The organism is Staphylococcus argensis, assembly GCF_002902305.1.
GTDB classification, from domain to species: domain Bacteria; phylum Bacillota; class Bacilli; order Staphylococcales; family Staphylococcaceae; genus Staphylococcus; species Staphylococcus argensis.
In genome coordinates this window covers 977,208-994,103 of sequence record NZ_PPPX01000001.1, presented here as the reverse complement: position 1 = coordinate 994,103, position 16,896 = coordinate 977,208, and the positions used below count along the sequence as shown (strand labels likewise).

Below are 16,896 nucleotides of genomic sequence, written 5' to 3'. Positions count from 1 at the left end.
TGTAAATTTGGATTTAGTCTCATCCCTTTATTTTACGTATTAAGGAGATCCTGCATGCTACAACTTAATCAGCGACTGACATATGTAAGTGAATATATTCAAGGTGATTGCCTAGCGGATATCGGTTCAGACCATGCATATTTACCCATTTATGCTTTGGAACATCATTTAATTCGTACAGCGATAGCAGGAGAAGTCATTCAAGGCCCGTACGATGCTTCTATTAAAAACGTTCAAGCATATGGCTACGATAGTCAAATTGATGTACGTCTGGGAGATGGACTCTCGATTCTAACCGACTCTGATCATGTAGATACGATTACCATTTGTGGAATGGGAGGTCCTCTCATTGCTCAAATTCTTCAACAAGGCGCTAGCAAATTGAAATCTCATATGCGATTAGTGCTACAAAGCAATGTTCAAACTGAGACTTTGCGACGCACGTTAGAGCAATTAGATTTTGAGATTAAACAGGAATTGATTTTTAAAGAAAAAGGGCATATCTACGAACTCATCGTTGCAGATTATCAAACTAATTCTCAGCCGTTAACTCAACAAGAATTAAAATTTGGTCCTATATTACTGCACCATAAAAATCCGCAGTTTATAGAAAAATGGCAACGTGAAGTCGATGCACTTGAAAAAATAAAAGCACAGTTAGATGCAACCAAACATCAACAACGTTTAGAGGAAATCAACGCGGAAATCGAAATGATAAACGAGGTGTTATAGACATGAAATTAAACCAATTACTCACAACGTTAAATGAGCATGTTCCATTTAATACAGCTGAATCATGGGATAATGTCGGATTACTCATTGGTGACGAAGAAAGTGAAGTGACAGGTATTGTTACAGCTCTCGACTGCACAGAAGTGGTAGTAGACGAAGCTATCGAACTCGGATATAACACGATCATTAGTCATCATCCATTAATATTTAAAGGCGTTCAAAATATTATTCAACAAGAAGGTTATGGCGCAATTATCCGTAAACTGATACAGCATGATATCAATCTCATCGCATTACATACGAATCTGGACGTTTACCCTCAAGGTGTCAATGCAATGCTTGCTGAACGCCTACAACTCGGCGATGTAGATATTCTTAATCCACAAACAACTGAGTATTATAAAGTGCAAGTATTCATTCCTGAGACAGACGTAGAAACGTTTAAAAATCAATTAAGCCAACACGGATTAGCTCAAGAAGGGAATTATGAAGCGTGCTATTTCCAATCATTAGGCAAAGGTCAGTTTAAACCAGTCGGCGATGCGAATCCAACACTAGGTGAAGTGGGCGAAGTAGAGCATGTTGATGAGATGAAAGTAGAATTTATGATTGCACCTAACGAACGTCAACTTGCGCAACGTATGATTGAGAAATATCATCCTTATGAAACACCGGTTTATGATATCATGCATATGACGAAACTGAGCGAACGTGGTTTAGGCGTTATATGCCAACTCGATCACTCAATGGACGTCCCAACGTTTGTCAACTATGTGAAATCTCAATTGGACATGCCAAGCGTGAGATTTATCGGTGATACACAATCTCAGATTGAAACTGTAGCCATCATCGGCGGTGCTGGTGTAGGATTCGAGTCACACGCGCATCATCTCGGTGCGGATATCTTTATTACTGGCGATATTAAACATCATGATGCATTAGATGCGAAGATTGCTGGTATGAACATGTTGGACATTAATCATTATAGCGAGTATGTCATGAAAGAGGGGCTCGTTAACCTATTAAATCGTTGGTACGATCATCAGTTAGAAATTCCAGTTAAAGCGAGCGAGCACAATACTGATCCATACACTTATTATTAAGTGGGTAAAATGTGCAGTATTGTCCCCTGATAAAAGAAAAGTGAAAACTCAATTTGAAACACACTCATTCTCAATTCAATAGAACTGGCTACAATTAGTAGAATATCAAGACAAAGGAGTGAAAAAGATGAGCAAACATCCATTTGAACATTTTAATCTTGACTCATCTTTAATCGATGCAGTTAAAGATCTTAACTTTAATAAACCTACACAGATTCAAAATCGTGTTATCCCGAAGATTATTAAGCAAACAAATCTTATTGGCCAATCTCAAACAGGAACAGGGAAATCTCATGCGTTCTTGTTACCATTAATGCAACTCATCAATCCAGAAGTTCAAGAACCTCAATCAATCGTCGTGGCACCTACGCGAGAATTAGCACAACAACTCTTCGATGTGGCCCAACAACTCGCACGTTTCAAACAAGATGTAAACGTTAAGTTATTTATCGGCGGGACAGATATTGAACGTGACAGACAGCGCGCGAAACAACAACCTCAGCTCGTGATCGGTACACCAACGCGTATTAATGATTTAGCTCGTAATGGAGAACTACATGTGCATTTAGCTTCATATCTCGTTATCGATGAAGCTGACCTCATGATTGACCTAGGTCTTATTGAAGATGTCGATCATGTGGCTGCGCGCTTGAGTTCAGAAGCACATATAGCAGTATTTAGTGCTACTATTCCTAAATCACTACATCCGTTTTTAAATAAATATCTTGAAAATCCAGATTATGTAGAGATTAACAACAAATCACAGAACAAGAAGAATATTGAATTCTATTTAATTCCAACTAAGGGCGATAGTAAAGTTACTAAAACGTTAAAGTTAATTGATATCCTCAATCCTTATCTCTGTATCATTTTCTGTAACAGTAGAGAGAATGCAGATGCTTTAGCTGAAGAATTAACGAAAGAAGGCATCAAGGTAGGGATGATTCATGGGGGTTTAACGCCACGTGAACGTAAGCAACAAATGAAACGTATACGTAACCTAGACTATCAATATGTTATAGCGAGTGATCTGGCATCCAGAGGTATCGATATTGAAGGTGTCAGTCACGTCATCAATTTTGATGTACCACACGAACTCGACTTCTTTACACATCGTGTCGGTCGTACAGGACGCGGTCAATATAAAGGCATTGCGATTACACTTTATAGTCCTGATGAAGATGAGAACGTGATGTTGATTGAGGAGAAAGGTTATCATTTTACCAATGTAGATGTGAAAAATGGAGAACTTAAAGAAATTAAGGCGCATAACAAACGTCATACGCGAAAAAAACAAGACGACCACCTCACTCAACAAGTGAAACATAAAGTCAAACGAAATAATAAGAAGAAAGTGAAACCTGGCTATAAGAAAAAATTCAAAAAAGAACTGGAAGAATTGAAGCGTCAGGAACGTAAACAGTATAGTAAGAAACAGCGACGTATCAATAAGAAAAAGAAATAAAGGATAGGTGAATCACATGTTATTAGGCTCACATGTCTCAATGAGCGGTAAGAAAATGTTACAAGGCGCTGCAGAACAAGCACATGACTATGGCGAAACAACGTTCATGATCTATACAGGAGCTCCGCAGAATACGCGCCGTAAAGCCATTGAAGATTTAAACATTGAAAAGGGCCATGAAGCTATGAAAGAATACGGCTTATCAAATATCGTCGTTCATGCGCCTTACATTATCAATATCGCTAATACACAAAAGCCTCACGTCTTCGATTTAGGTGTAGAGTTCTTGCAAAGTGAGATTGAGCGGACACAAGCAATTGGAGCGAAAGATATCGTTCTACATCCGGGCTCACATGTCGGTGCCGGCGCAGACGCGGGCATTAAGAAGATTATCGAAGGACTTAACGAAGTACTCACACATGATAACGATGTGCGTATCGCGCTCGAAACGATGGCAGGCAAAGGATCTGAGGTTGGACGTAATTTCGAAGAACTCGCTCGTATCATTGACGGCGTAGAACACAACGAAAGACTTTCTGTATGTTTCGATACATGTCACACACATGATGCCGGTTATGATGTGAAGAATGACTTTGATGGCGTGCTTAACGAGTTCGATCAGATCATCGGTTTAGACCGCATCAAAGTGGTACATGTCAACGATAGTAAGAACGAATGTGGCGCACATAAAGATAGACACGAGAACATCGGTTTCGGTCATATCGGTTTCGACGCGCTTAACTATGTTGTTCATCACGATGCATTTAAAGACATTCCTAAGATTCTTGAGACACCTTTCGTAGGTTTAGATAAGAAGAGTAAAAAGAATCCGTTCGAACGTGAGATTCAAATGTTACGTAATCAACAATTTGATCCGGATATGAAAGATAAAATTATTAACGAAGGTCACTAATTGAGTGACACCTCACGATGGATGAGCTTGGGACATAAATGTGAATTGACTTCTGAGATAAATAAAAAGAAAACTTAAAATAAATTCTTGAGCAAATTTTCAATGTGTACTCGAGACGCTTGATGGATCTAGACCACAACGAAAATCCATTCTTCGAGCTCTTTGAGCGAAAAGAATTAGTTGAGTGTGGTCCTACATAGTAGAGATCTGGATTCATAAGAGGTCCAACTCTTATGAACCCTAGCTCTCCTTATGGGGGAAGTACTACGAAATCATAGATTTCTGTACTTCTCCCAAGCAAGCGAGAGTTAAAACATTGAAAATTAATAAGTTTTAATTTTGTCCCAGGCTCATTTTCTATATCTTATCTCTCCCATATTTTCCTATACATATTCCCTAAATGTGATTCTATTATTTTATATCGATAAAAGCTTTCTCTTTATTGTCCAAAAGTTGAACAAGTCGAAAACATTACTATTTACAACTCCATCGAGAGATTGTATAGTAATTACGAGGTGAAATCATGACGACACCAGTCTTCGAACTTAAAAATATAGATTATTATTTCGACAGAAAGCAAGTTCTTGAAAACATTAATATCAAAATCAACCGTGGCGAATTTCTAGCTATCGTAGGACCTAACGGGGCAGGTAAATCAACTTTGCTTAAAATTATGCTAGGTTTATTACCGCTTCAAAAGGGCGAAATACTCATTGATGGCAAAGCCTACAAAAAGTCACAACAAGCACCTCAAGTAAGCTATGTTTCTCAGAAAGCGCGCTCATTTAATTCAGGCTTTCCAGCCAGCGTCAAAGAAGTGGTGCTCAGTGGCTTAACGAAAAAGAAGAGGCTTTTGCAATGGTTCAATAAGAAAGATGTTGCACAAGTGCACAACGTATTGGAACGTTTAAACATTGAACATCTCATCAATAAAAACATCGCTGAGCTCTCAGGAGGACAACAGCAACGTGTGCTCATCGCTCGAGCATTAATCAGTGAGCCGAGCGTTCTCATTCTGGACGAGCCAACCAATGGTATTGATGCGAAACACGTCAACGAATTCTATCAAACCCTAGAGCGCCTAAAGCACGAAGGTGTAACGATTATACTTGTTACACATGATATCGGCGTTGTGGCAGATACAGCAACAGAAGTCGCATGTCTCAACAAACATTTACACTTCCACGGAACAACGGAAGACTTCAAATCTTTAGACGAAGTAGAAATATCTAAGATTTACGGTCACCCCGTACGCTTCGTCGATCATCAACATGATAGGGAGTGTTGTAGCTCATGATTGATGCATTGCTCAATTTCGATTTCGTCCGCTACTCGCTCATCAGTGGTCTACTTATCGGTTTCGTCGCACCATTCATCGGTGCCTTTATCGTGGTCCGCCGTTTATCTTTAATTGCTGATGCACTCAGTCACGTCACACTCGGCGGTATTTCATTTGGTATGTTTCTCATTACAGTAATACCTGCAGTTGCCTTTATCAACCCCATGTGGTTCGGCATTCTGTATGCTGTGGTAGGTGCTTTACTTATTGAGAAACTTCGCACTTCCTATAGCAATTATCAAGAAATCGCCATTCCAATTATTATGAGTGCAGGGATAGCATTGAGTGCTATCTTTATCTCACTCGCTGATGGCTTCAACCAAGAGATTATAGGCTTGCTTTTCGGCTCTATCAGTGCAGTCACTTTAAGTGACACAATAACGATATTCATCATCACACTGATCGTCGTTATTTTTATTTTGTCACTGTACAAAGAATTATTTTTACTATCATTCGACGAAGAGTATAGCGCGGTTATTGGCATACCGAAGTGGATACAATTCCTCTTCATCGTCATTGTAGCTATGGTGATTTCTGCTTCAATGCGCGTCGTAGGTATCTTACTCGTCAGCGCACTTATTACGCTGCCTGTAGCTATTTCTCTCAGATTGACGAAAGCCTTTAAACAACTCATCTTGTTCAGTATTGTCATTGGTGAGATTGCTGTAATTGCGGGACTCGTACTTGCGTTCTACCTCAACCTTTCACCAGGTGGAGTGATTGTTATCTTACTCGTACTAGGTCTTGCACTTGTGATGTTGATACAGAAAGTAAGATCTCATAGTGTAAAAGGAGTGAAAACACATGAAGACAGATAATGCGATTAGAATTTTAAAAAATAAGGGTCATAAATATACAGATAAAAGACGCGATATGATTCAGCTCTTTGTTAATGAAGATAAGTATATTAACGCGAAACATGTTCAAGCAGAACTCGAACATAACTATCCAGGTATCTCGTTCGATACGATTTATCGTAACTTACATTTGTTTAAAGAATTAGGTATTATCGAAAGCACAGAGTTAGATGGAGAAATGAAGTTTAGAATTGCTTGTACAGATCATCACCATCATCATTTCATCTGCGAATCTTGTGGTGATACGAAAGTAATTGATTATTGTCCAATAGATAATATCAAATCCTATTTACCAGGTGTTGCGATTCATCAACACAAACTTGAAGTATATGGTATTTGTGAAGCTTGCCATAAAGCGCATTAATACCCTGATATACTCAGCTCAGCTCGACGTTCACGGTTGGGCTGAGATTTTTTTATTTTATTTAAGAAAAACAGCGAAACACGCTCACCATGTATTACTACATCAAATGTAAATTCTAGGGTAGGCCATTAGTCTGAATTCTGAGTAGATTAGTCAATTTACCGTTTGAAAATGTTTAAAAAGTTGTCATATGAGATATAATATGACTGTAAAGATAACAAAGAGATAACGAGCGGCTGAGTTGATGTAGCAAGCAGAAACTTTGTCGTTATCTGACTTTATTGTTATTCTAAAGTTGAAGAAAACTTAGGAGGATGATTATTTATGGCTTTTGAATTACCAAAATTACCTTACGACTATGATGCGTTAGAACCTTATATCGATAAAGAAACAATGACTATCCATCATGATAAACACCACAACACTTACGTTACTAAACTAAATTCAGCTATCGAAGGTACTGATTTAGAATCTAAATCAATCGAAGAAATCGTAGCTAACCTTGACAGCGTACCAAGCGACATTCAAACTGCAGTACGTAATAATGGTGGTGGACACTTAAACCACTCATTATTCTGGGAAATGATGACACCTAACTCTAAAGAAGAAGGTACTGTAATTGATGAAATCAAAAAACAATGGGGCTCATTAGACAAATTTAAAGAAGAATTTGCTGATGCAGCTGCTGGACGTTTCGGTTCAGGCTGGGCTTGGTTAGTAGTTAATAACGGTAAATTAGAAATCACTTCTACTCCAAACCAAGACAACCCAATTACAGAAGGTAAAACACCTATCTTAGGTATCGACGTTTGGGAACACGCTTACTACCTTAAATATCAAAACGCACGCCCAGAATATATCAAACAATTCTGGAACGTAGTTAACTGGGAAAAAGTTGACGAATTATACAACGCTGCTAAATAATCGTCATTACTCTAAAGTTTAACTATTAGGGAGTATGAGGCTGTCGATGAGAAATTCTCGTCGGCAGTCTTATTTATATTAGGGGTGCTTTTTAATATAGATGAATACGTTAAATCTTCTCGAGTTAATTTGACTAAAATGATAGAAAAATCTTTCGTAATCATTTATGCTTTTAAGAGAGAACGATTGAATAGAGGTAGGTTGCGTTGTTAAAAAGATTAAAGGAAAGATCAAATGATGAAAAAATAAGAAACACCATGAATAAACGTATTCGTTTTATCTTTGGTGTGATTGTATTTATTTTTGCCATCATCGTACTGCGATTGGGTTATTTACAAATCGCACAAGGTTCTCACTATAAAGAACAAATCAAAGATAGCGAAAACATAACAGTCAATGAATCCGTGCCTCGAGGACGCATTCTCGATCGTAACGGTAACGTCTTAGTAGATAATGCTTCGAAAAAAGCTATTACATATACAAGAGGTAAGAAGACATCACAAGGAGAAATTCTTAAAACAGCTAAAAAATTATCCTCACTCATCGATATGAAAACAGACAAGATCACTAAACGGGATAAACAAGATTTCTGGATTCAACTTCATCCGGAAAAAGCGCAATCCATGATGAAACGTGAAGAGAATTTACTCAACGATGGCAGTATTTCTCAAGATCAGTTTGACAAGGCACAACATAATAAGATTGGAAAGAAAGAGCTTGATAGCTTAACTAAGAAAGACTTACAAGTACTCGCTATTTATCGAGAAATGATGGCCGGGTCAACATTGAACCCACAAACAATCAAGAATGATGACGTCTCTGATAAAGAGTACGCAGCAGTTTCTCAAAAGCTTTCCGACTTACCAGGTGTGAATACCACAATGGATTGGGATCGTAAATATCCTTATGGCAAAACGTTGAGAGGCGTCTTCGGTGATGTTTCAACGCCTGAAGAAGGTATACCAAAAGAACTAACGGATAAATACTTATCCAAAGGCTACTCACGTAATGATCGTGTCGGCAAATCTTACCTTGAATATCAATACGAAGATGTGTTGAAAGGTAAGAAGAAAGAGATGAAATACACGACTGACAAATCAGGTGAGGTTAAAGACTCTAAAGTCGTCAATCCTGGTTCACGTGGTGATGATCTCGTCTTAAGTATCGACATCGACTTACAGAAAAAGACAGAAGAGTATCTTGAGAAACAAATCAAGAAACTCCGTGGCGAAGGTGCCAAAGATATGGACAAAGCGATGATTGTCGTTCAAGATCCTAAGAATGGAGATATCCTTGCTATGGCAGGTAAACAAATCGATAAAGATGGTAGTCTCACAGATTACGATATCGGTAACTTTACGAGCCAGTATGCAGTAGGTTCTTCAGTCAAAGGTGGCACGTTACTTGCAGGCTATCAAAATAATGCAATTAAAGTCGGCGAGCACATGATCGACGAACCATTGAAATTCAGTGGCGGCTTAACAAAGCACTCATACTTCAACCAACATGGTCGCAAGGACATTGATGATAAAGAAGCGCTCATGCATTCATCTAACGTTTATATGTTCAAGACAGCGTTGAAACTTGCAGGTGATCCATACACACCTAACATGTCTCTACCAAACAATATCACTGAGGCAGGTCAGAAATTACGTAAAGGGCTAAATCAAGTAGGTCTAGGAGTTAAGACTGGTATCGATTTACCTAATGAGACAAATGGACAAATTGAACCGTTGAATACCAACTCAGGTAACTATTTAGACTTAGCGATTGGTCAGTATGATACGTATACACCAATGCAGCTTTCTCAATACGTTTCAACGATTGCCAACGATGGCTATCGCGTCCAACCTCACATCGGTTTAGAAGTGAGAGATGCAACCAACAAAGATGAAGTCGGACCATTGAAACATAAGATTAAAGGTAACGTCTTAAACCGTATCAACAATACTTCTGATGAACTTAGCCAAGTACAAGAAGGGTTCAAGATGACCTTTAACAAGATAGATGGTACAGGTTACCAAAGTTTCCACAATACAGACGTGACTTCAGCAGGTAAGACAGGTACAGCAGAGGTTTACCAAGATGGTCATCCTCGAGTTAACTCAACTTATATCGGTTATGCACCTGCAGATAACCCGAAATTAGCGTTTAGTATTGTGTATACGAACCAACCCGTACCTGAACCTTGGCTCAACGGCGGAGACTTAGGCCGCGACGTTATTAATTATTATTTTAAAAATCACAAAGACTAATGACTTGAAAAGTTTAAAAGAGGCTTGAAAAAGGGTAGAATGTTAAATACTACTTTTCAATTGCTCTTTGAAGTGGTATCATAAATTAGTCGTATTATGAAGAGATAAGGAGGAAGACAACATGCGCGTAGATATTACATTAGCTTGCACAGAATGTGGTGACAGAAACTACATCTCTACTAAAAACAAGCGCAATAACCCAGAACGTATTGAAATGAAAAAATTCTGTTCACGTGATAACAAACACACTTTACACCGTGAAACTAAATAAGAAATTTTCGAGTACCAAGTTCTTCGGAGCTTGGTACTTTTTTTTGGGAGCAAGACAGAAATCTTTGATTTCGTTGTCTTGCTTCCACACAGTTGACTCGTATTAGAGGTAACACCAGCAACCTCAAATACAGCGCAATTAATGAATAAGACTTAATGCGGCAAATCTTTATAATTTAACGGTAACTTTTTAAATGCACAGAAATTGTTGATTTCCTCGTATCGGCGCCACTCGTATCAAAATATTACAATCAACATAGCTTACTTTACTCAGAATTGGGAGTTAATTTAATTATAAATTCAACACTTGTAATTATAGTCAGTTCAACAAAACGATATTCAATTTTATCGTTTGTCCTTAAACTAATTTTATCCACCGTGGTGACAGCCCTGAAATGACATTGCCTAAGAGAAACGTTATAATATATTTAGTTTATATAAAGAGGGTGTAAGCATGTCTAAGAAGTCGTTAAGAAAGGAAACACTTCAACAAATGAAAGCGTTGGATAAAGAAACAAAACAACGCGCTGATGAAGACTTAGCTCAGCAACTTTATGCAACTGAACAATTCCAACAAGCGCACAAAGTGGGAGTCGTATTATCAATGCCACACGAAGTAAACACCACACCGATCATTGAACACATGCTTGAGCAAGGTAAAGAAGTATACGTTCCAGAAACAGACTATGCGCACAAGGAAATGAATTTCAAACAACTTCCACATATGGATGCGATTGGACCAGATGATAAAGGAATCAATCATGTGACAGAGGACACACCTCTGTGTAATCAACTGGATTTAGTAATCGTTCCTGGAGTAGTGTTTAAAGACGATGGTTATCGTATCGGCTACGGAGGCGGTTACTTCGATAAATACTTAACCGATCATCAACCTCCAACATTAAGTTTAATTTATGATATTCAACGCCATGACTTTACACCCGAGAATCATGACCAACCCGTAGATCAAATCATTGAAACTACAACTTAAGCGGAGGCACAAATGAATATAGAAAGAAATTATTGGAAACTTATCTATTTATGGATTAAATATAAGAACTATCATCTCGTTCATTATAATAAAGACTACACCGAGATCTGGCTTTCTAATCAACAAACGAAGAAAGTAGTCATTTTCCAGTATGGTGCGAGTTCTACCCAAGATGTACGTTTCATTAAAGAACGAATAGAAGAGCATAGTTCAGATATTACTCAATTTCTTAACTTTACACCGAAGCAGTATAGTGTGTTAATACTTACTGATAAAGGTTTCGCAAATGAGGATTTAGATAGTCATCATAGTCATAAATATCGTTTCAAGATATTGCGCGAGAAATCAGATGTTGACCGAGTCACTTCGAGTCTCGGATTACGGTTGGCAAGCCGCTTCGAAGACAAGAAGACCAAATCACATTATCGCAAGCAAGCGTTGAATACGAATCCGATTGAGAAGCACATGTTGAAGTTTGCGCCAATTACGTATGGTTTAATTGCGGTGAACGTCTTTATTTGGCTCATTATGTTTTTAGTGCTGAATCGTTTTTCAGACTTTAAACTTTTAGATGTCGGTGGGTTAGTTCATTTCAACTTCGTTCATGGCGAATGGTACCGACTTATTACGTCAATGTTCCTGCACTTCAACTTTGAACATTTACTCATGAATATGTTGAGTTTATTTATCTTCGGTAAAATTGTCGAATCCATCGTCGGCCATTGGCGCATGCCAGTGATTTATTTATTTGCTGGTTTATTCGGTAACTTTGCCTCATTATCTTTTAACACGCACACTGTTTCCGCAGGTGCGAGTGGTGCTATATTTGGATTAATTGGAGCTATTTTTACATTTATGTACTTAAGTAAAACGTTTAATCGTAAATTAATCGGCCAGTTACTTATCGTATTGGTTATTCTAATCGGTATTTCCATTTTCATTCCAAATATCAATATTGTGGCGCATCTTGGTGGATTTATTGGCGGTGTGTTAATTACGTTGATGGGTTACTATTTTAAACATAATCGCACAGGCTTTTGGATCGTATTGATTATTACACTTGTGCTATTTTTAGCAGCTCAAATCCGAATTTATACTATTCAAGAGAAGAATATTTATAACCATATTATTACCAGTGAGATGGCAGCAGGACATTATGATAGTGCAGAAAGTATGGTAAAACACACGATTGCTAAACACTATGATGATGATGAAACCTATTATCTTAAAGGATTAATCACTGCAAGCAAACATTCAAAGACCGAAGCCATTGCAGATTGGCAACGTGGTTTGCGTGAACATCCAAACTCAGGCATTTTAAACTATGAAATTGCGATCGCTAGTCGAGCGATTGATAATAAAAGTAAAGCAAAAAGTTATATTAAAAAAGCGGTCAAAGCTGATCCCAATAAAGATGCATATCAGAGATTAAAGAAAGAGTTGGATGATTAGTATGTCTAAAGAAATTCAGTCTTTCTATGATGTCTTACAATTGTTAAAGCAGTTTGGATTCGTCATTTACTTTAAAGATCCTAACGATTATTTAGAAATGATCGAACAAGAAATTAAACAGCTTTACCAATTTGAACTGATATCTAAAGAACAGTATCTTCAATGTAAATTAATTATTAGTCAAAGAAGGAAGTAGAATTATGTCAAAAATCATTTTAGCGGCAGATGTTGGTGGTACAACATGTAAACTCGGACTATTTGATGAGAAGATCAATCAAATTCATAAATGGTCTATAAAGACAGATACAACTGATCCTACAGGTTACAAACTACTCGAACAAATCTATCAATCTTTCGAAGAACAACTTTCTGCTCATGACTTCGACTTTACACAAGTGATCGGCGTGGGTATCGGCGTGCCTGGTCCTGTAGACTTCGAATCAGGAATCGTCGACGGCGCAGTCAACCTCTATTGGAAAGAACGAGTTCATGTGCGTGAGATGTTCCAACAATTCGTAGATTGCCCAGTCTATGTCGATAATGACGCTAACGTTGCGGCGCTCGGTGAGAAGCATAAAGGTGCAGGTAACGAAGCTGATGACGTGGTTGCAATCACACTAGGCACAGGACTCGGTGGGGGTATCATCTCCAATGGTGAAATCGTTCATGGTCACAAAGGTTCTGGTGCCGAAATTGGTCACTTCCGCATCGATCAAGATCAGCGTTTCAGATGTAATTGCGGTAAATCAGGTTGTGTAGAAACCGTCGCTTCTGCAACAGGTGTCGTCAATCTCGTTTACTTTTACTATCCGAAACTGACATTTAAATCTTCTATTCTCGAATTAATTAAGGAACATAAAGTGACTGCGAAAGATGTATTTGACGCAGCTAAAGCAGGCGATCAATTCTGTATCTTTATCACCGAGAAAGTCGCCAACTATATCGCTTATGTATGTAGTATCATCAGTGTGACAAGCAATCCGAAATACATCATACTCGGCGGTGGCATGTCTACAGCAGGACCAATATTGATCGAGAATATTAAGACTGAATACCGCAATATCACTTTCACACCTGCACAATATGAAACTGAAATTGTCCAAGCACAGTTAGGTAATGATGCAGGTATTACCGGTGCGGCAGGCTTGATTTACACTTATGTGATTGAAAAGGGAGGAGTTAAATAATGGCAATTGTAGACGTCGTTGTTATACCAGTAGGAACTGAAGGTCCAAGTGTGAGTAAGTACATCGCAGAAATTCAAACTAAACTCGAGGAATTTAAATCTGAAGGCAAGATTGATTATCAACTTACACCGATGAACACATTGATTGAAGGTGACTTGAAAGATTTATTCGAAGTCGTTCAAGCGATTCATGAACTACCATTTGATAAAGGTCTTGATCGCGTTTGTACCAACCTTCGTATCGATGACCGTCAAGACAAATCTCGTAAGATGAATGATAAACTTGCGTCAGTACAAAAGCATTTATCTAATCAAGGTGATCAATAATGCAAATTTCTCATTTAACTTTAGGTATTGCTAGTACGAACACGTATTTTATTGAGAATGATGATGAGCTATTACTCGTAGACCCTTCAAGCGAAAGTGAGAAAATCTTAGAACGCCTTAAAGAAATTGATAAACCACTCATCGCCATTATTCTTACACATGCGCATTTTGATCATATTGGTGCATTAGATGACATTTTAGCAGAATATGATGTGCCTGTTTATTTGAATGAAGAAGAATTTGATTTCTTAACTGATCCAGAGAAGAACGGCGCTGCTAAATTTAAGCAATATGGTTTACCAGAGATTACGAGTCAAGCTCAGCCGACGAATCTTAATGAAGGTTCAACAAAAATAGGGAATTTCTCTATTGAAGTTCTACACACACCAGGTCATTCTCCAGGCAGTCTAACTTATGTATTTGATGAATTTGCTGTCGTAGGCGATACGCTCTTTAACGGAGGTATTGGTCGTACAGATTTATATCGTGGTGACATGGAAACACTGATCGACAGCATTAAATTTAAGTTATTTGAACTTGATGAAACCTTACCACTTTATCCAGGACATGGGCCATCTACTTCAGTTGAGGCTGAGATAGATAACCCTTACTTACTAGGTTTTTAAAAGTTTCTCAAATTCATAAAAGTAAAATCATCACCTCCTACGTGTATATATGTAGGAGGTGATTTTTTGAAGCTATTATTCAAAGAAATGATTTCAAGGGCAATCCAACACGAAGCGTCGGACATTCATTTTATTCCATCAGAAGAAGAAGTCTTTGTAAAGTTCCGTATCAATGATAACCTGCAAAGCTTTGAATCGATTCAACATGAAACATATACGAAACTACTAACGTATATGAAGTATTTGGCAGGTTTGGATGTATCTACACATATCATTGCACAAAGTGGCCGTTATTTATTTAAAGCCAAGCGACCTTATTATTTACGTATTTCAACATTGCCGCTTTCATTAGGTATTGAAAGCTGTGTCATTCGCTTAATACCTCAATACTTTGAACAACATTCCGAAACGAAGCACGGAGATATTTTGTACAAACTGATGAATAAGAAGCAAGGATTAATTCTTTTTAGCGGACCAACAGGTTCTGGTAAAAGCACATTAATGTATCAGATGATCAATTATGCTAAAGAGCAGTTAAATTTAAACATTATTACAGTGGAAGACCCTATTGAACAAAAAATTAATGGGATCACTCAAATTGCGATTAACGAGAAGGCGGGCATTAATTATGCCAGCTCATTTAAAGCGATATTGCGCTGCGATCCTGATATCATTCTCATCGGAGAAATTCGTGATGCTAATGTAGCGAAATATGTTATTCAAGCTAGTATGAGCGGGCATCTCGTCCTCTCAACAATTCATGCAAATGATTGTAGAGGTACTTTACTTCGTCTGTTAGAAATGGGTATATCTGAGCAAGAAATTAAACAAGCGCTGATCAATATAACGAATCAACGTCTTATTCCCATTAGCGATGATAAGCGAGAATTGGTCTGCGAAATGATGATGAAAGAGGATATTGCTTACTTTTTCGAGCATGAACAAACGATGCCTTATACATTTCAGAATTTATCATACATTCTCAAAGAAATGTCGAAAGAAGGTGTGATTTGTGAAGACACAGTCGATCGCTATCTCTAAATATTTGCAACGTAAGCCTTTATCTACACTCGATCAAATTGACTTTTTAAAACGTCTCGCAGATTTATTAGCACATGGTTTCACTTTATCTGAAGCGATTTACTTTTTGCTTCAACACCTTCATATCCGTCATAAAGAAACACATCAACAAATTACTCAAGCACTACAGCAAGGTTCAGGATGCGCAACGATTCTAGAGCTCTTACAATATCCTCAAACAATAGTCATGCAAGTGTATTTTGCAGAGTTATTTGGAGAGCTTAATACTTGTCTGACTTCGAGTATCGATTATATGGAAAGGCAACGACAAGCGAAACAAAGTTTACTTAAAACGTTGCAATATCCTATTGTATTACTTTCGATATTTATTGTGATGCTTATCGTCTTAAATCAAACCGTCATTCCAGAATTTCAGAATCTCTACGAAACGATGGATGTTAACTTGTCACCATTTCAAATGATGCTCACTCAGTTCATCGTTCTATTGCCTCCCAGTCTATTTGTTACTTTTATCATTACCAGTTGTATCACTTTCATACTCATAGTATTATACCGACGTTTATCACCACAATCTCGCATTCAATTCGTACTTCACGTTCCACACCTCAAGCATTATTTCAAGTTATTAAAGACGTATCGTCTAGCAACAGAATTTTCTTTGTTTTATCGTAATGGAATTTCATTGAATAAAATTGTTGAAATTTATACTTCTCAGAAAAAAGATGCTTATCTCAATTACTTAGGTCATTATATTTTAGAACAAACTGAAGCAGGTTCTCCTTTAGGGGGTACTTTAGCTTCGCTTAAATGTTTTGAACACGAGTTAATTACTTTTATTGAACAGGGTCAGAAGAAGGGGAAGCTTGATATTGAACTCAAGCTGTATAGTTCGATACTTATCGCAAAGATTGAACGTAAAATACTGAAGCAACTTAAATTCGTTCAACCTATTATTTTTGGATTACTCGCGTTTTTAATTGTCGCATTATATCTCGTTATTATGTTACCGATGTTTGAACTTATGCAAACGATCAAATAAGAAAGGAATCAC

Annotated in this window: 18 protein-coding genes; all 18 read left to right on the top strand. The window is 37.7% G+C overall.

Going from position 1 to position 16,896, the window contains the following annotated elements; genetic code table 11:
- Positions 1-54 precede the first annotated feature (54 nt).
- The 18 genes from CD039_RS04835 to comGB all read left to right on the top strand — a co-directional run bounded on the left by CD039_RS04835 (position 55) and on the right by comGB (position 16,884).
- A complete protein-coding gene (locus tag CD039_RS04835) occupies positions 55-732 on the top strand; it encodes a tRNA (adenine(22)-N(1))-methyltransferase (RefSeq protein WP_103371354.1) in 678 nt (225 codons plus the stop codon).
- 2 nt (positions 733-734) lie between these two features.
- Positions 735-1,835 carry a Nif3-like dinuclear metal center hexameric protein gene (locus CD039_RS04830; RefSeq protein WP_103371353.1) on the top strand — a complete coding sequence of 367 codons (1,101 nt, stop codon included), beginning with the start codon at positions 735-737 and terminating at the stop codon, positions 1,833-1,835.
- A 127-nt stretch (positions 1,836-1,962) separates the two neighbouring features.
- Positions 1,963-3,300 (top strand): DEAD/DEAH box helicase, encoded by a 1,338-nt coding sequence (locus tag CD039_RS04825; RefSeq protein WP_103371352.1) that lies wholly within the window; start codon positions 1,963-1,965, stop codon positions 3,298-3,300.
- 16 nt (positions 3,301-3,316) lie between these two features.
- Entirely contained in the window at positions 3,317-4,213 is an 897-nt protein-coding gene (locus tag CD039_RS04820) for a deoxyribonuclease IV (protein WP_103371351.1), read from the top strand.
- Positions 4,214-4,736: 523 nt separating this feature from the next.
- The gene (locus CD039_RS04815; protein WP_103371350.1) at positions 4,737-5,510 is read left to right on the top strand and encodes a metal ABC transporter ATP-binding protein; all 774 of its coding nucleotides are present in this window, start codon (positions 4,737-4,739) and stop codon (positions 5,508-5,510) included.
- Positions 5,507-6,370, top strand: a complete 864-nt coding sequence (locus tag CD039_RS04810) for a metal ABC transporter permease (protein WP_103371349.1) — start codon at positions 5,507-5,509, stop codon at positions 6,368-6,370. Before CD039_RS04815 ends, CD039_RS04810 begins: the two co-directional genes overlap by 4 nt.
- Positions 6,357-6,773 (top strand): Fur family transcriptional regulator, encoded by a 417-nt coding sequence (locus CD039_RS04805; RefSeq protein WP_103371348.1) that lies wholly within the window; start codon positions 6,357-6,359, stop codon positions 6,771-6,773. Before CD039_RS04810 ends, CD039_RS04805 begins: the two co-directional genes overlap by 14 nt.
- 324 nt (positions 6,774-7,097) lie before the next feature.
- Complete coding sequence (locus CD039_RS04800) at positions 7,098-7,697, top strand: superoxide dismutase (protein ID WP_002472474.1); 600 nt, start codon at positions 7,098-7,100, stop codon at positions 7,695-7,697.
- Positions 7,698-7,903: 206 nt separating this feature from the next.
- On the top strand, positions 7,904-9,952 hold the full coding sequence (locus tag CD039_RS04795) for a peptidoglycan D,D-transpeptidase FtsI family protein (protein ID WP_103371347.1): 2,049 nt from the start codon (positions 7,904-7,906) through the stop codon (positions 9,950-9,952).
- A gap of 121 nt (positions 9,953-10,073) precedes the next feature.
- Positions 10,074-10,223, top strand: a complete 150-nt coding sequence (gene rpmG / locus CD039_RS04790; protein ID WP_002472489.1) for a 50S ribosomal protein L33 — start codon at positions 10,074-10,076, stop codon at positions 10,221-10,223.
- Positions 10,224-10,676: 453 nt separating this feature from the next.
- On the top strand, positions 10,677-11,213 hold the full coding sequence (locus CD039_RS04785; protein WP_103371346.1) for a 5-formyltetrahydrofolate cyclo-ligase: 537 nt from the start codon (positions 10,677-10,679) through the stop codon (positions 11,211-11,213).
- Positions 11,214-11,225: 12 nt separating this feature from the next.
- The gene (locus CD039_RS04780; protein ID WP_103371345.1) at positions 11,226-12,665 is read left to right on the top strand and encodes a rhomboid family protein; all 1,440 of its coding nucleotides are present in this window, start codon (positions 11,226-11,228) and stop codon (positions 12,663-12,665) included.
- Between the two features lies 1 nt (position 12,666).
- The gene (locus CD039_RS04775) at positions 12,667-12,861 is read left to right on the top strand and encodes a YqgQ family protein (protein ID WP_103371344.1); all 195 of its coding nucleotides are present in this window, start codon (positions 12,667-12,669) and stop codon (positions 12,859-12,861) included.
- Between the two features lie 4 nt (positions 12,862-12,865).
- Positions 12,866-13,852, top strand: a complete 987-nt coding sequence (locus tag CD039_RS04770) for an ROK family glucokinase (protein ID WP_103371343.1) — start codon at positions 12,866-12,868, stop codon at positions 13,850-13,852.
- Positions 13,852-14,178: an MTH1187 family thiamine-binding protein gene (locus CD039_RS04765; protein WP_103371342.1), complete on the top strand. Its 327-nt coding sequence runs from the start codon at positions 13,852-13,854 to the stop codon at positions 14,176-14,178. Before CD039_RS04770 ends, CD039_RS04765 begins: the two co-directional genes overlap by 1 nt.
- Positions 14,178-14,804, top strand: coding sequence for an MBL fold metallo-hydrolase (locus tag CD039_RS04760; RefSeq protein ID WP_103371341.1), 627 nt, complete (start codon positions 14,178-14,180; stop codon positions 14,802-14,804). The genes CD039_RS04765 and CD039_RS04760 overlap by 1 nt, the downstream gene beginning before the upstream one ends.
- 66 nt (positions 14,805-14,870) lie before the next feature.
- Positions 14,871-15,845 carry a competence type IV pilus ATPase ComGA gene (comGA, locus tag CD039_RS04755; RefSeq protein WP_103371340.1) on the top strand — a complete coding sequence of 325 codons (975 nt, stop codon included), beginning with the start codon at positions 14,871-14,873 and terminating at the stop codon, positions 15,843-15,845.
- Positions 15,817-16,884 carry a competence type IV pilus assembly protein ComGB gene (gene comGB / locus CD039_RS04750; RefSeq protein ID WP_103371339.1) on the top strand — a complete coding sequence of 356 codons (1,068 nt, stop codon included), beginning with the start codon at positions 15,817-15,819 and terminating at the stop codon, positions 16,882-16,884. Before comGA ends, comGB begins: the two co-directional genes overlap by 29 nt.
- Positions 16,885-16,896: the final 12 nt, after the last annotated feature.

Bases quoted from the DNA above. Each gene is read 5' to 3' on its own strand.
- CD039_RS04835 (WP_103371354.1), top strand. From the start codon at position 55: ATGCTACAACTTAATCAGCGACTGACATATGTAAGTGAATATATTCAA.
- CD039_RS04830 (WP_103371353.1), top strand. From the start codon at position 735: ATGAAATTAAACCAATTACTCACAACGTTAAATGAGCATGTTCCATTT.
- CD039_RS04825 (WP_103371352.1), top strand. From the start codon at position 1,963: ATGAGCAAACATCCATTTGAACATTTTAATCTTGACTCATCTTTAATC.
- CD039_RS04820 (WP_103371351.1), top strand. From the start codon at position 3,317: ATGTTATTAGGCTCACATGTCTCAATGAGCGGTAAGAAAATGTTACAA.
- CD039_RS04815 (WP_103371350.1), top strand. From the start codon at position 4,737: ATGACGACACCAGTCTTCGAACTTAAAAATATAGATTATTATTTCGAC.
- CD039_RS04810 (WP_103371349.1), top strand. From the start codon at position 5,507: ATGATTGATGCATTGCTCAATTTCGATTTCGTCCGCTACTCGCTCATC.
- CD039_RS04805 (WP_103371348.1), top strand. From the start codon at position 6,357: ATGAAGACAGATAATGCGATTAGAATTTTAAAAAATAAGGGTCATAAA.
- CD039_RS04800 (WP_002472474.1), top strand. From the start codon at position 7,098: ATGGCTTTTGAATTACCAAAATTACCTTACGACTATGATGCGTTAGAA.
- rpmG (WP_002472489.1), top strand. From the start codon at position 10,074: ATGCGCGTAGATATTACATTAGCTTGCACAGAATGTGGTGACAGAAAC.
- CD039_RS04785 (WP_103371346.1), top strand. From the start codon at position 10,677: ATGTCTAAGAAGTCGTTAAGAAAGGAAACACTTCAACAAATGAAAGCG.
- CD039_RS04780 (WP_103371345.1), top strand. From the start codon at position 11,226: ATGAATATAGAAAGAAATTATTGGAAACTTATCTATTTATGGATTAAA.
- CD039_RS04775 (WP_103371344.1), top strand. From the start codon at position 12,667: ATGTCTAAAGAAATTCAGTCTTTCTATGATGTCTTACAATTGTTAAAG.
- CD039_RS04770 (WP_103371343.1), top strand. From the start codon at position 12,866: ATGTCAAAAATCATTTTAGCGGCAGATGTTGGTGGTACAACATGTAAA.
- CD039_RS04765 (WP_103371342.1), top strand. From the start codon at position 13,852: ATGGCAATTGTAGACGTCGTTGTTATACCAGTAGGAACTGAAGGTCCA.
- CD039_RS04760 (WP_103371341.1), top strand. From the start codon at position 14,178: ATGCAAATTTCTCATTTAACTTTAGGTATTGCTAGTACGAACACGTAT.